This window comes from Hymenobacter montanus (assembly GCF_014699115.1).
GTDB lineage: Bacteria > Bacteroidota > Bacteroidia > Cytophagales > Hymenobacteraceae > Hymenobacter > Hymenobacter montanus.
The window spans coordinates 50,314-66,195 of sequence record NZ_JACXAD010000020.1; the positions used below are offsets into that span (position 1 = coordinate 50,314).

The window sequence follows — 15,882 nt, forward strand, 5'->3', positions numbered from 1 at the left end:
GGGCATCGATGGCCGCATTCAGTGCGGCAGACGTTACTGAACCCGATAAAATAGTGCGTTGATCATAAGGGCTTTGTAGACAGTAGAACGCCTTGCCCGCTTGTAAAAAAAGGCTGCGATTAGTTTATGATAAAATATTGCGTTTAATTTGTGCAGATATCTGCCATGCCTTCATCGGTTGCCTAAATAGTTCTACTCGAATGGTATTCGAACCGACACCGGGAGCTTGCCGCAGCCCCTGGCTGCCCGTAAACCCTGGGCTTGCCACTGAAGGCGAAATGATAGCTACGCAACTGATTGGCGAGGCTGATGGCCAAGTTCTGGCTCAGTCCTATGGCTAGTCAGCTCCTTAAATTAAGCAAGCATCCGCGCTTTTCCCACTTCCTTTTACAGTAGTTGCTTGCTGCGCTCGTTCGCAGCTATCCCCACGCCGCAAGCTGAAGCCGGCCCGCGCTGCTGGTACCAGGCCATTGCGCTATAAACCTGCCATTTTCAATTAGCCTTGTATGAACGCACACTTACGGCTTTTATACCTAGCCACCGTCTTGCTTCTTTTTAGCCGGCCCGCCAACGTGTGGGCGCAGACGGTGTACGAAGCAGAGGCTGCCCAGCTAGCGGGCGGAGCCAGCGTCAGCAGCTCGGGGGGGATCACTTATGCCGAGTACCTCACGCAGCGCGGTACTGCCTTAACCCCCGGATCGTCCGTCACCTTTACTTCAGTGGTCGTAGCGAAGCTAAGACGTACGCGGTGGATTTCCGGTATGCGGCGGCCCGGGCCTCGGCTTCGAGCCTGAGCATCTACGTTAACGGTACGGATGTGACTCAGGGGCTGTTCCCTTCCACTGGTTCCTGGTCCCTTTGGGGCACTCACACCGAGGCGTTGAACCTGCGGGCGGGTACCAACACCATCATGATCCGCTATGATGCCGACGACAATGGGTGGATTAACCTCGATTACGTTCGGGTACGGCCGGAGACGGTTAGCGCGGGGTACAAACTGGGGGCGCCGCCGACCGCCGGGTGGTTTCCCAAAGAGATTTCGGTGGACAAATTCACCGGTACGGCGCAGCTATACTTGCCCCTGCATACCGTGCAGGCCAACGGCGTGGCGCTGCCCATTGGCTTGTCGTACGCCGCCACCGGGGTACAAGTAGACGACCGGGGAGGGGAAGTCGGCGTTAATTGGGCGCTGGCCGGGGGGGTGAGCATCAGCCGGGAAGTACGGGGGCTGCCCGACGACCTCACGAAGTTAGCCCCCGGCGAAAATCGATACGGGTGGCTCACTTACCCCGCTGGTACGACGCCCCAGGATAAAATCAGTGCCGTACCGAATGCGCCCGCGACTTTTTCGGCAACGACCTGCACGGGGGATGAGTTGACGGCTTGGGAGCAACTCACTCAAATCGGCAGCTTGGAGCCGGGGCTTGCTACCCGCACCCTGTACGATACGGAGCCAGATGTTTTTTATTACTCGCTACCGGGGCATTCGGGCAAGTTCGTGTTCGACGCCCAGGGCAACGCGCGCACTATCCCTTACGACCACCTGACCATCACGTATCTGCCCTTCAATGCCAGCACCGGGATAACCAGCTTTACCATTCGCACGGCCGATGGCACGCGCTATACGTTTGATGAGCAAGAGACCATTACCAAAAAGGTGGTAGGTGTGAACGCCACCCCGACGTGCTTCCTGCGGGAGTACTGGCTGTATAAGCTGCCGGCGGACCAGAAAGTTACCTATACCTCTGCCTGGCAGGCCACGAACATCACCACCGTGGCTGGCGACCAGATCCAGCTCACCTACCAGACCATCTCTCCCCCGGCGCAGCCGGGTACATCGGCGCGCCTAATCGCACGGGGGGACCGCGCTAATTCGGCCGTGACAGAGTACCGCACCGAAACTTCCGCCACGAAAAAATACCTCATCCGGGTTAGCTCTCCGACGACCCAGGTGCAACTCGACCTGGCACAGGCCACCGAAGACGATTATTATGTCCGGTCGGTGGATGTGTTGGCCACGGCCGCGCCCAATGCGCCGCTTATCCGCAAGTATCTGCTCGACTACCAGAACGCAGAGGCCAATTCGTCGATGCATCATAGCGGGTACGACAGCCAGGGAAATCCCATTGAGTTCAGCCAGACCCGCCGCTTTCTGCGGCGCGTTCGGGTAACCAACGGGTGCTCAACCGAGCCCCTGTATGAGTTTGGGTACCACCAACTGGAAGAGGTGCCCGCCTACCAGGGCTTTGCGGGGGCGCTCAAGTCAGTTGTGGCCTTGCCCGAGGTCGGCGTAAACGACCGGGACTATTGGGGGTTCTACACCCCGAACGGCAGCCCGACCCTGATTCCAAAATTATACGTGTACCCCCAGCTAGCGGGCCGGACTCCCGCTGTTCCGGGAGGGCCGTACCGGCTGTACGAAATAGCCGAGCCCACCGGCGCCAGTGGCGGCTTTACCCTGCCCGGGGCCGACCGCCGACCGGCGGCCTGCTCTGACTTTCAGGCGGCGCTGGCCGGTACCCTGACTTCGGTGACGCTGCCCGGCGGCGGCAAAGCCCTGCTGGAATACGAGGCGCACCGCTTTTACGACCCGGTGGCCCAGCAGTCTTACCCAGCCGGGGGAACCCGCATCCACGCCATCCGGATTCAGGATGCCATTACTAGGATTGAAGCCCGGCGCGAGTACGGCTACCAGGAAAACGACGGCCGGGCCAGTGGGGTGCTGCTGCGGGCGCCGCGCTTTGCCTTCGCGCTGCCGACCACCGGGGCATCGCAGCAGCAGTGGACGGCTGCGACCGTGCGCTGCGGCACGGATTTGACGGAAGACCCTTTTGAGTTCCGCTCCATTGGCTACCGCCAGGTCAGCGAGCAGATGACCGGCACGGGGCAGGTAGTAACCGAGTATCAGGTGCCCGGCAGCGCCGATGAGAGCGCCGTGGCCGCCGACCCCGCCAGCGGCCTGAACTTCGCCTGGACGCGCGCCGCCGTGGGCATCGCCCGGCGCTCCTGTCCCTCCGTGGCGCCCCTACAGGCCGGCCCCGACCAGTATCCGTTTGCGCCCGCGACGAATTACGACTTTCGGCGGGGATTACCCCAGCAGGTTACTTACCTGAGCGAGCCCGGTACTGGCACTCCCGCGGCAGTGGTCCGCCGGGAAATCTACGCTTACGAGTACCGCAACCTGGCTCCGACCCGCTCGTCGCCGGTGGTCGGGCTGGCTTATGAGCAGCTCAGCAGCGGAACCAGCAGTGCGTACGCCTACGCCAAGTACCCCATTCTGACCGAGTTTCTCTACGCCATCCGCCACCAAACGGAAATCGTTAGCTCCGCCGGGGCCGCCGACAACCAGGCCGACACCTGGTACAACTATAACGCCCAGGGCTGGCTCTCGGCCCAGGGCAAAACCAACAGCGACGGCAAAGCCTACCGGACCCGCTACAAATACCTGACCGACTATCCGCTCACGGCGACCCCGGCGCCGAGCCCCGGCGGCTTACGGTACCAGGCCATGAAAGAGCGGCTCACCCGGGCCGGCGAGCAAGCCGGGGCGACCGCCGTGGAAACGATTTCCGAAGTGGTGGTCCGCCCCAACGACGTGCGGTTCGCCGGGGCCACCCTCAATACGTATGCCGTGGCTTCGCAAGTGGCCGGCCGGGCAATCCCCACCCGGCCTTACCAAGTGCTGCGCTGGCAGCCGGCCGACCCCTTGCCCTCGGCCTCCAGTTACGATTCCACCCGGGTCGAGCTGACCGCCGGGGGCGCGGAGCTGCACGTTAGCCCGAACTTCCGGGTGGCCTCCACGCTGCTGGAAACCACCCCGCGGCTCGCGCCGCTCTCCACCCGAACCGAAGCGGGCCGGCAGCTTTCTTCGGTGCATCTGGGCTACGACGACAGCACGCCGGTGCTGCAGATTACCGGCGCGCTGGCCTCGGAAGTGCTGTTCTCGGACTTCGAGTCGGCAAAAAGCTTCGCGTTCAGCACTGCCGCCGGCGCGGTTACGGGGCCCGCGGCGGCGCGCACGGGCCAGGCCGGCGTCGCGCTGGCCGCCAATGCTTCCCTAAGTGCCCCCCTGCCAACGTCCGCGGCCCCGAGCTATCGGCTGAGCTTCTGGGCGCGCCCGGCGGCCGGGAGTGCCGCGACCATTACGGCTACCATCGCGGGCGGCAGCGGGGGCACCCCGCCCGCCCCCCAACTGGTCAACGTTGGCTCCGCCACCGGGGCCTGGCAGCTCTACGAAAAAGTGTTCGACCTGAGTGGCATTCCCGCGGCCGCCCGGAGCAGCTATGGCCTGCGGCTGGTAGCCAGCTCCGCGGTGCAGGTCGACGACGTGCTGTTTCTGCCGGCCACGGCCGCGGCGGCCAGCACCACCTACGATCTGACGAAAGGGAAGACCTCGGAAACCAATGGGCGGGGCCGCACCCTGTTCTACGAGTACAACGCGTTGGGCGCCCTGGCGCGGGTGCGCGACCATAATGGGGACATCGTGAAGCAGATGGAGAAAATAGTGGCCGGACGCCCCCCCGAAATAAGCCCTGCGTTCGTTACCGAGGGGAATGCGTACGATGGGGTGGCCCTGACGCTTCGAGCCAATACGGACTGCGGTAACAACCTATCCTACAGCTGGGACTTTGGCGATGGTTCCCCGACCGCGCAGGGGGTGGCTCCCAGCCATGCTTTCAATACCGGGGGGCGCGTCCAAACGTTCGCGGTAAGGTTATCGGCTAACGTGCCCGGACAAACCAAGATTTATACTTCAGTTCAATACATTGAAATCCGCCCGGCGCCCGTTTCGGTTACTTCGTGCCTGAACGGGGTGGTATCAATCGATAACTGCGGCATCGAGCCCGATGTACTGGAAAATTCGTGCAGCCCGGGTAACACTCCGCAGACAGGGAACAATACCTACGCGGTTACGGCTGCCGGAGGAAGCAACCTGGTGTACACCTGGTATTACCGGGAGGCCAACGGGGGCCCGTGGCTGCCCACCGGCCAAACGAGCCCATCTATTACCGTGCCCATCAGCGCCAACCCGGTAGCCGTGGACCGGCGGAGCTACCAATGCATCGTCACGAATAGCAATGGCGTGCAGCTGGGCGTTTCCCAGGTTTTTTCGGTCCAACGGTACAGCAGCCAAGGCAACGCTGCACACCCTTGCCCCACCCCCTAGCTACGGGGTAATTCCAGCGTTATATAAAGACTTACTCATTTTGCCTACCTGGCTATGAAACAACTGCTTCTTCGTGCTCCGTTATTCCGTTGGGCTTGGTTGCTGCTGCTGGCAGTGGGCTTGTTTCACGCGAATTCGGCCTGTGGGCAAACAGGGCCGATTGATCCCCCGACCCGCTTAATTCTCAGTGGCCCCAACCAGGCTTGCGTGGGAACAGCCGTTACCTTTAGCGTGTCCGAAATCGACGGCATCTGTGATAGCTGGGACTGGAATGCGGGCGATGGCACGGTTACCAGTCCGGGTGATGGCCGGGAGGTCACCATTACCTGGAACTCACCCGGCATTCGTCGGGTTTCGGTCAGTGCCACTTGTCAGAATGAGACCTCCGGCCGGACATCTTATCCAACTGCCTACATCGACGTCAACGTCGTTGCTCCCCCACCGAATCAGTTCATTACGGTGCTCAACAACCAGGCCGCCAACATCACGGCTTCCAGCGCGACCGTATGTCCTAACCGCAGTTTTGTACTGATGCCTCCGCCCGGCGCCACCAATTGCGTGTGGAGCAGCAATCCCGCTACTACGACCAACCCTACTATTGGGGGCGGAGTCCTGGTGAGCTCGGCTGGGGCGGCGCCCTACAGCAGCGTCACTTATACCTTACGCTACCACCTAGCCGGTACCTGCCCGGTCGGGCCGCTCACCTTTACGGTGAACGTGGCCCCGCTGGGCTCGGCCGTGGTGACGGACACGGCGCGCTTCGGGCCGGGTAGTCTGGCACTAACGGTTGCCAATTATCAGCCGGCCTATACCTATACCTGGTACGAAGCGGCCACGGGCCCGGCCGTGGCCTACAGGGGCGGGCCGACGTTTACCACCCCGGTCCTGAGCCAGAGCCGCCGCTACTACCTGGCCGTGACTTCCTGCGAAGAAGGCCCGCGGCAAGAAGTACAAGTCCTGTTGCGCCAGGTGCGGATTCTGGTCGACGGGCAGGAGCCGACCCAGCCCGTGACGGGCACGCGCGTGGTGCTGCAGGCCGAACTGGCGGGCGGGACGTCTCCCGGGCCGTATAGCTGGTGGCGCGATGGGGAGCAGGTGAGCGGGGCCAGTGGCCCGCAGCTGGCGGTCACGGAAGCAGGTACCTACACCGTGCGGCTGGCCGACCGTTCCGGGTCCGAGTACGAATCCTTGCCCGTGCAGGTGCTGCCGCTGACCCAACTGAAGGAGTGGACGGTGCTTAGGCCCCACGTGAGCGACCCGCAGCAGGTGCCGCAGCTCGGGGCCAGCGAGCGGGGCTATACCGTTACCTACGCCGGTGGCCTGGGCCAACCCATCCAGCAGCTGGGCGTGCAGGCCGGCCCGCAGCAGGAAGACGTAGTGCAGCACCTGGGCTACGAAGGGACGGGCACCACCTCCCAAACTTTCCTGCCCTTTCCCGTTGACGTCGCCGCCAAGCCCAGCGGGGCGTACGAGGCCGACGCGCTGCGCAAGCTCGACGCGTACTACGCCGGCAAGGGGGGCGCGCCGTTCAGCACCAGCGTGAGCGAAGCCTCGCCCCTGGGCCGCCCGTTGGAGCAAACCCAACCCGGCCAGGCCTGGGCCGGCCATGCCGCGCGGCGTAGCTACGCCACGAACGCGGCCGGGGAAGTGCGCCGCTGGCGGGGCGTCGATGGCCGGGAGTGGTACGCGGCCGGGCAGCTGAGCAAGGAAACCCGACTCGACCCCGATAACCGGCGCACGGATGTCTTCACCGACCAGCTCGGGCGGGTGGTGCTGCAGCGCCAGCTGGCCGACGACCAGCAGCTGGACACCTACACTGTGTACGCCGACGCGGGCTACGTGGAGTGGGTGATTCCGCCGGCCGCCGTGGCGGCGCTGCGCAGCTCGGGGCAGTGGAACATCCAGGACGCGGGCTTCCAGGACCGGTGGCTCTACCACTACACGTATGACGAGCGGGGCCGGGTGGTGGAGCGCAAGTTACCCGGCGCGGCCCCGGTTTACCTGGTCTACGACGCCTTCGACCGACCCATCCTGGTGCAGGACGGCGCCCATCGGGCCGCCCAGCAGTGGCTCTTTACCAAGTTCGACGCCCAGAACCGGCCGGTGGTCGAGGGCATCTGGCAAGATGGCCGCGGGCGCGCGGAGGTGCAGGCGGCGGCCCAGTCGCAGGCGCTGGAGTACGAAACCCGCAGCGGGGGCAGCTACACCACCGGCAATACCTTCCCGGCCCTGCAGGACGGGGTAGCCGGAGCCACGCTGCTCTCGCTCACGTTTTACGACGACTACGACCTGAATGGCGACGGCACGCCGGATTATGCCTTCCGGGCGGAATCGCGGCTGAGCGGCGGCGAGCAGCCGGTGACCACGAGCCAGACCCGGGGCCTGGTGACGGTGACGCGGCGCCGGGTGGTGGAGCCGGGTGGGGCGTACGGGGGATGGCTGAGCACGGCGCTGCTCTACGACGCGTATGGCAACGTGGTGCAAAAGCAGAGTAATAACCTGCTGCAAGCCAGTAGCGAGCTGGGGGACCAGACCACGCTGGTGTACCAGGGAGAAGGCTTCGTGCCCCGGGTGCTGCGCTCGGTCAAGCAGCAGCGTTACGGGGCGGCCTGGCCGGTGGTGGTGCGCAACCGCTTCAGCTACGACGCGGCGGGGCGCCTACTCGACACTTGGCAGCAGCACGAGCTGCAGGGCCGGCTCGAGCCAGAAACCCTGCTCAGCCGCCAGCACTACACGGGCCTGGGCGAGTTGACGCAGAAGCAGCTCCACAGCCGGGACTGGGGGCGCACGTTTCTGCAAACCGAGGACTTTGCCTACAAGCTGCTAAAATAACTAACTACGAGAAGCCCTATCCAGCTACTCTGTTACAATCAAGCGTTGGTGCTGTTCGCCGGCCTCGGCTACGTACACGCCGCGGGGTAGGGGGTGGCGCTGTTCGTCGAGCCCGTCCCAGGCCAGCGTATGGGCTCCGGGGCGGTTTGCCAGGGGAAACGTGCGAACCACGGCGCCTTGCGCGTTGCGGATCAGTAGCCGCTCCGGTGCCCCGACGCCGTGCCGGGTGTAGTGCAGCCGGGTGCCCCCGGCTCCGAACGCGCGGCTGTCGGGGGCCTCAAAAGTTAGCGTCTCGGGGTCGGCAGTGGTCGCGGGAGCGGTGAGCAGGCGCAGGCCGCGCAGGGAAAGCGTTGCGCCTGGCGCGGGCAGGACAAACTGAACCCGCAGCTCGCGGCGGGCCAAGTCGTAAGTTACGGCATGGGGAGCCAGGGGCTGCCCGTCGAGCATAACGGCGGCGGGGGCGGCGGCTACGCGCTGCACCAAGAGCTGGATGGTGCGCTGGGCCGGCTGGCCGGGGTAGCGCCCGCCATCGGAAGTAAATACAATATCGGTTTGCGCAGCGGTGTGGCGGCCCCTTAAGGTCAGCAGCGCGAACTGGTGCTGGGCCAGCGCCCGCGCCGAATGGCCATCGTCGTCGTAGAGCGTGAAGGCTGATTCCGGGTTTTCCGGGTCGGGGTAGTAGCGCAGCAGCAGCGTGTCGGGGCGGTAGAGCGCCGTGCTGGGCCGGTAGGCCGTCATGGGCAGGAAGGCCCCGGCGCGCACCAGCAGCGGGGCGTGGGCCAGCGGGGCTACCACGCCTACCGTGCGCCCGCCCCGGTAGGTTTGGTTGGAGTGAAAATCAACCCAGTTGCCGCGGGGCAGCGCCACATTGCGCCGTCGCTGGCTGGGGTTGAGCACGGGGGCAACCAACAGGCTGGGGCCGAGCAGGTACTGGTCGTCGGGAGTTGCCGTGGAGGCGTTAGAAGCTAAAATCCGGTTGCCGGACAGCTCACCGGCTCCCTGGCTCGGTGCCTCACGGTCGGGTTCGTGTCCGTAGCGCTCTTCGTAGTCCAGGGCCCGTACCAGCGGGGCACCGGTCGTGCTGTTCTGCCAGGCCAGGGTGTACAAGTACGGCAGCAGTTGGTACCGCAGCTGCACGGCTTCGCGCACGCTGCTCTTGTACGGGTCGGGGTAGTAGTAGGGCTCCGGCGGTACGCCCTCGCCGTGGGGCCGGAGGATAGGGCAGAGGCTGGCCATTTGCAGCCAGCGGGTGTACAGCTCGCTGTCGATGCCACCCACGCAGAAGCCGCCGGCATCGGAGTGCATGTAGCCGACGCCGCCCTGGCCCATGCCGAGCATCACCGGAATCTGCGCCTGGTAGCCGCTCCAGGAGCGCTGGATGTCGCCGGACCACGGAAACACCGAGTTGCGCTGCATGCCCGCCCAGCCCGAGCGGGCCAGGTTGAACACCCGCTCCTCGGGAAACTCCTTGGTGTAGTTCTCCTGCAAAATGCTGGCCCACGTCTGGCCGTAGGCGTTGTGCACGGCCCGGGTGGGACCCATGGCGTGGTGCATGGCTTCGGGGTGGTTTTCGGGCTCGCCGAGGTCGCTCCACCAGCCGGCGGCACCCTGGTTGTGCAGGGCGCGGTAGTGGCCCCACAGCCAGGTGCGGGTCTGGGGCTTGAACACGTCGAGGATGCTGGCCGGCCCGGCCCAGAACGAGGCCACCGTGAACGGCCGGCCCGCCGCCGTAGTGCCCACCAGGCCCTGGCTTCGCACAGTGCTGTCGTTGCGCGAAGTGCGCATCACGTAGGGCTCCGAAATCAGGATGGTGTGAACTCCCTGCTTTTTGAGGCTGCTCATCATGCCGGCCGGGTCGGGGAAACTGGGCTGGTACCAGCTGAAGTCGCCCTGCTTGGTGGTGCCCCCAAACCAGTACAAGTCTAGCACCAACGCATCGAGCGGAAAGTTTTCGCGCCGCATGCGGGCCGCTACCTGCTGCATCTCCCCCGCGGTCCGGTAGCCGAAGCGGCTTTGAATGAGGCCCAGGGCCCAGCGCGGAGGCAGGGGCTGCCGTCCGGTAAGGGCGGTGTAGCGGTTTAAGATTTCCGCCTGGTCGCGGCCGGTGATGACGTAGTAACTGAGCGAACTCAGGCCCTCACCGCCGTATTCCAGCACGTTTTTATCGGTCTTGCCCAGGTCGAGGTAGCCCGCAGTGTGGTGGTCGAAAAACAGCAGGTAGCCCCGGCTGCTGAGCACCGTGGGCAGGGTGATGTTCAGGTTCGGCTCGTTATTTTGGGAGGCGTAATGGGCTTGGTTGTACAGCTCCAGGCGGTAGCCGCGCCGGTCTACGGGCAGGGCGCGCGAGCCCGTGCCGTAGAGGTGCTCCCCCGGCGCGAGGCGGAAGCGCACGGCCGTGCCGCCCGGGGCTGGTAATACGCTGGCAGCGGTAGGTGGCTGGGCGACGCGGCGAAAAGCCCCGGCCGCTTCGGCCACCAGCGTATCAGTGCCCCGCAGTATACTGATCCTTAAGGGATTTTTTTCGACCACGGCGGCTAGCGAGCCCGGCAGCCGAAACGTAAGGGTATTGCCAGCGGCTTCGACCGGGGTTCGGGGCTGCTGACCGCGCCCGTCATCCGTCAACCCGTTCAAGGCCAAGCTGGCCACTGCTGGTATGTTGGATTGCGGTAGCACACTCACTGACGAATCCGGCGCCGGCCGGCGGCCAGTCACGAAATATTCCACCTTTACTACGTTGGTTGCCCAGGGGCGCACCCGGAGCGTGCTGCCATCGGTGGCCCGGATGGTCAGGATGCCGTTGGCCAACGCATGGGACTGGTATTGCCCCCCCGGCACGGCCCGCGCCGGTGCGGGCCGCTGCCCGAATGGGTCGGGGGCCGCCCCCTCGCCATCGACGCGCTGGGCGTGAGCGGCGGTGACCAGCAATACCATCCCGGCGGCTGAATAAATGGAAAAGCGAAAAAATAACTTCATCAGTAACGAGCCAGGTGGGAAGCGGCAAGTTACCGACGAAGTTGTTAGGTGACGAAGGCGGAATAAGGCCGAACTGCCCGGGAGCATAGCGAATTCCGGCTGATACCCATTCTCCTTGGGGAAGATCAGGGACACCCGTGCACCAACCTGAGAACCACTTTAGCCCCCGGATTCGTATTGAAAGGAGTTCAACAGTAACCTTAGAAAGGGACAATTTTCCTTTCCGGACCCAGTAGCTTTGTCAAATGTCGCCCAAGTCATCTACCACCTCCTACGCCGCCGTTTTCATCGATTTTGAAAACGTTTATTACTTCCTTAAAAACCATTTTCAGGATCCGCCCGATCTTAACGACTACGTGCTCGACATTGTCCGCACGCTGCGCGAGCAGCTCGGCCGTCGGGGCCTCGACTGCCTGATCAGCTACGCCTACGCCGACTTCGAGCAACTGGCTACCGCCCCGCAGGGCGCCCTCTACCTGATGGGCGTGAGCACGCGCAACGTGTTGGGCACCAACCATAAGAATGCCGCCGATATGCAGCTCTGCATCGATGCCCTGGAAGTTATGTACACCCGGCCCGACATCGGCACCTTCGTGCTCGTGGCCGGCGACCGCGACTATATCCCGGTGCTGCAGCATTTACGCCGTCAGGCCCGGCAGGTACTGGTAGCCGGTTTCCGCGAGTCCGTATCCGGCGACTTGCTGCAGAACATCGGCGCCGAGCAGTTCCTCGATGCCCGCGAGTTGCTGGCGCCCGAGCGAATGGAGCAACTCGAAAAACGCCGTACCAACCGCCTGCAAGCCGCCGAAGAAAGCCGTCGGCTGCGCGAGCAGGGCCTCCCCGGCGGACCGGCTCCGCTGCCCGCCCGCACTGCCGCCGACCCGGAGGCCCCGGGCCGGGCGGGCAGCGCCGGGCCCGGACCGAGGGCCGGGGCAGCCACGGCGCCCCGTTCGACCACGGCGCGCCCCAGCGACGAGGTCCCGGATTTTGCCCCGGTCCGGCGGCTTTCCCGCGACCTGGAAACCCGTACGTTGTCGTTTATGCTAGGCGAGTTTCAGAAGCTCGAGGCCAAGCAGCAGCGCCGGGTGCCCGAGCTGTGGCTGGGCCCGTTTATGCGCCTACTTACCGACGAGCTGCCCGAGCTGCCCGACTACGAGCGCCGCGATTTGATTAACCGGCTGCGCGACGCGGGCACCATCCGCATCGAAAAGCGCGAGGGTGAGCCGCACCCTTTCTCGGTTATCGTGGTGAATTACAACCATCCTGACGTGATAGAGCTGCACCCCGGGGCGGAGTAGGGCAGCAGCGGAACGTTGTTCATTTGGGTCCGGCTTGGCGTCGGCCAATGCGGTAGGGCAGGGAATGTCGCACCGTTAGGGCGGCATTCTCTGCCCTACCACATTGCCTTGGTTTTATTTTCGCCCTTGGAGTACAAATTTTGATTACCTGGTTAAATGGGCTTCGGAATAGGATCAGGAGACGGCCAGTTTCTACTATATCACGAATGGAAACCAGACTCTGCTCCCGAATCCTGAACTTGATAGAACACCTGTATATTGAAGGTTGCAACAAAGTAAAGGAGCCATCTGATGGTGGAAGAAACAAAACAACTAATGCTATCCCTTAAGGAAAGATGGCAATCACCAGCGGGCAAGGATATGCTAGCGAAGGTCTTGTCATCGATGCGGTCAGGACAGCCTTGGAATTCATTTCTATCAACTTTGCCAGCCGTGGAGGATGTGCTAACTGGACGGGATCTACGAGGAGCACCTTTAAATGAATTAGAGCTTGACAATCTGGATTTCAGGGACGCCTCACTGGATTTTGCTGAGCTACGAGGCGCAAGTTTAGAATATGCGGATTTTAGAGGAGCACAACTCAATCATGCCGATTTATCAGGGGCTAAATTGGGCAGGGCAAATTTTGCGGGATGCCTAATGATTAGGGTCGACCTCACAGGGGCTAACCTGGCTAGCGCTACTTTAACAAATGCTGCTTTGACTGGCGCAAACCTGGTGGGAGCGAATTTTTCTCAAGCAGATCTAACTAATGCCGGCTTGTTCGGAGCAGAGATTAAAGGTGCACTATTTGAGGGTGCGATCTTGACCAATGCTCGATTTGATAGGTTTGCAGGCTGATGCCAAGCTATCAGACAAGCGCAACCACTGAATACTGATTGGCCGTCTATACCTGACTTTAACAAGGTTGTAAATCTGAAGTTTTCTGATGTACAGATTTTTAATAATTTAAAATCCAGATTATCCCTGGTCTGTTCCTGACGGTTGCCCGAGTCCTGACCAACGAAAACAACTCATCTCTTGCCCTCAAGGTTAGCCTGGAAATCTACCAGCCGATTGATACTAAGGATTATTCAATCTCAAGCCACAAGTACGCAGCTCTATTACTAATGGTGTTCCTGCCTCAGATTTATAGCTGGAAATTATGTCCTTCTGCGATCGCACAAGCAGGTAGTTCCAGAAAGAAATTTCTGATGAAATTGTTAGTTTCTTTCTTCGCTATTAAAATCTCCCCCGCCCGCGCATGACCCACCCCATTTTTACTCCCGGCAAAAGTTTATTGGCCGGTGTTTGCCTTACGCTTAGCCTGGCCGGCTTTATGGCGCCGGCTGCTGCCCGGGCCCAAACCGCCGCGGCTCCGAGCGCGCCAGCTGGCCCCAACCCGCTGCTGAGGCCCTGGGACGGGCCCTACGGCGGGGTCCCGCCTTTCGATCAGGTGAAAGTCGAGCAATTTAAGCCGGCTCTGGAGGCGGCCATGGCCGAAAACCTGCGCGAGGTTGAAGCCATTGCCGGCCAGACGCAGACGCCCACCTTCGAGAACACCATTGCCGCGCTCGAACGGGCCGGCCGGCGGCTCGATGAAGTGCGGACCGTGTACGGCATCTGGGCGGGCACGCTGAGCAGCCCCGAAGTGCAGGCAATTGAGCGCGAGATGTCGCCGCGCTTGGCCGCTTTCGCCGACCAAATCAGCCAGAATGAGCGCCTGTTTCGGCGCATCGAGGCCGTGTATACTTCCCCGGCTAAAAAGCAGCTTACCCCCGAGCAGCAGCGCCTGACCTGGGTGCACTACAACAGCTTCGTGCGGGCCGGGGCCAAGCTCGACGCCGCGGCTAAAGCCCGGCTGTCGGCCATCAACCAGCAACTGGCGGGCCTGTTCACCCGGTTTAGCCAGAACGTGCTGGCCGACGAAACCGACTCGGTGCTGGTGCTCAAAACCCCGGCCGACCTGGGCGGCCTGCCCGCTTCGCTACGCGACGACGCGGCCAACGCCGCCACCGCGCGGCAGCTGACCGCGGCGGGCGCCATCACCAACACCCGCTCGTCCATCGAGCCCTTCCTGACGTACTCCGACCAGCGCAAGCTGCGCGAGAAAGCCTGGCGCATGTTCGTGAACCGGGGTGATAATGGCGGCGCGCACGACAATAACGCCATTATCACGCAAATCCTGCAACTGCGCGCCGAACGGGCCCGGCTGCTCGGCTACCCCACCCACGCCCACTGGCGCCTCGACAACACCATGGCCAAAACGCCCGAAAAGGCCATGGCCCTGATGGAGGAAGTGTGGACCCCCGCCGTGGCGCGGGTGAAGCAGGAAGTGGCCGACATGCAGGCCCTCGCCAATAAAGAAGGCGCTACCTTCAACATTGCGCCCTGGGACTACCGCTACTACGCCGAGAAGGTGCGCAAAGCCCGCTACGACCTCGACCAGAACGAGGTGAAGCAGTACTTGCAGCTCGACAAGATGCGTGAAGGCATGTTCTGGATGGCCGGCGAGCTGTTCAACTTCCGCTTCGCGTCCGTTACCAACGTGCCCGTGTACCACCCCGACGTGAAGGTGTGGGAAGTGACCGACCGGACCTCGGGCCGGCACGTGGGCCTGTGGTACTTCGACCCCTACGCCCGGCCCGGCAAGCGCTCGGGTGCCTGGATGAACGCCTACCGCAGCCAGCAGCGCCTCGACGGCAAGGCCGTTACCACCATCGTGTCGAACAACGCCAACTTCGTGAAGGGCAAGGAGGGCGCGCCAACCTTGATTTCCTGGACCGATGCCATCACGTTGTTCCACGAGTTCGGCCACGCCCTGCACGGGCTGTCCTCCAACGTGACGTACCCCAGCCTGTCGGGCACCAGCGTGGTGCGCGACTACGTAGAGTTTCCTTCGCAGGTGCTCGAAAACTGGCTACCCACGGCGCCCGTGCTGCAACGCTTTGCGGTACACTACCAAACCGGCCAGCCCATTCCGCAGGCCCTGGTCGACCGCCTGGAGCGGGCTGGGACCTTCAATCAGGGCTTTGAAACCACCGAGTTTCTGGCCAGCGCCCTCCTCGACATGAAGATGCACCTGGCCGGCAGCCAGAAAATCGACCCCGATAAATTCGAGCGCGAAACCCTGGCCCAGCTGGGCATGCCCGGCGAGCTGGTGATGCGCCACCGCACGCCGCAGTTCTCGCACGTTTTCGCTTCCGACGCGTATTCGGCCGGTTACTACAGCTACCTGTGGTCGGTGGTGCTGGCGGCCGACGCGTACAGCGCCTTCACCGAAGCCGGTGGCCCCTACGACAAAGCCGTGGCCCAGCGCCTGACCAAGCACGTGTTCTCCGTGGGCAACACCGTGGACCCAGCCGAGGGCTACCGGGCCTTCCGGGGCCGCGACCCCCGGATTGATGCCCTCATGCGCAAGCGGGGCTTCCCGATAGCGGCTAAGAAGGCCCCAGCGCCGACTAACAAGGCCGCTGGTAAAAAAAGGCCCGCCGGGAAATAGATTCAGCTCATCAGCGGCCCCATCGATGACGTGGTAGTTTGGCTGCACGGTTCAACTGCCTCGAAAGGGCCGTTGATGAGGGAGCATCGAATGCGTCAGATATTCCGGCCACCCGCACAGTGCGCGGCGAA

6 protein-coding genes are annotated in these 15,882 nt (G+C 63.1%); 5 read left to right on the forward strand and 1 reads right to left on the reverse strand.

The window, feature by feature from the left end; all coding sequences use genetic code 11:
• Positions 1 to 574 precede the first annotated feature (574 nt).
• The gene (locus tag IC235_RS22685) at positions 575 to 5,167 is read left to right on the forward strand and encodes a carbohydrate-binding protein (protein WP_317173598.1); all 4,593 of its coding nucleotides are present in this window, start codon (positions 575 to 577) and stop codon (positions 5,165 to 5,167) included.
• Between the two features lie 54 nt (positions 5,168 to 5,221).
• Positions 5,222 to 7,999, forward strand: coding sequence for a DUF6443 domain-containing protein (locus IC235_RS16540; protein ID WP_191006306.1), 2,778 nt, complete (start codon positions 5,222 to 5,224; stop codon positions 7,997 to 7,999).
• A 24-nt stretch (positions 8,000 to 8,023) separates the two neighbouring features.
• Here the strand turns inward: IC235_RS16540 and IC235_RS16545 are convergent, their stop codons facing one another.
• Entirely contained in the window at positions 8,024 to 10,972 is a 2,949-nt protein-coding gene (locus IC235_RS16545) for a TIM-barrel domain-containing protein (protein WP_191006307.1), read from the reverse strand.
• A gap of 245 nt (positions 10,973 to 11,217) precedes the next feature.
• Here IC235_RS16545 and IC235_RS16550 point away from each other — a divergent pair, with 245 nt between their 5' ends.
• From IC235_RS16550 to IC235_RS16560, 3 genes are all read left to right on the forward strand, one after another.
• Positions 11,218 to 12,270: an NYN domain-containing protein gene (locus IC235_RS16550; protein ID WP_191006308.1), complete on the forward strand. Its 1,053-nt coding sequence runs from the start codon at positions 11,218 to 11,220 to the stop codon at positions 12,268 to 12,270.
• Positions 12,271 to 12,561: 291 nt separating this feature from the next.
• Complete coding sequence (locus IC235_RS16555; protein ID WP_191006309.1) at positions 12,562 to 13,110, forward strand: pentapeptide repeat-containing protein; 549 nt, start codon at positions 12,562 to 12,564, stop codon at positions 13,108 to 13,110.
• Positions 13,111 to 13,513: 403 nt separating this feature from the next.
• The gene (locus tag IC235_RS16560; protein ID WP_191006310.1) at positions 13,514 to 15,751 is read left to right on the forward strand and encodes a M3 family metallopeptidase; all 2,238 of its coding nucleotides are present in this window, start codon (positions 13,514 to 13,516) and stop codon (positions 15,749 to 15,751) included.
• The last annotated feature ends 131 nt before the right edge of the window (positions 15,752 to 15,882 follow it).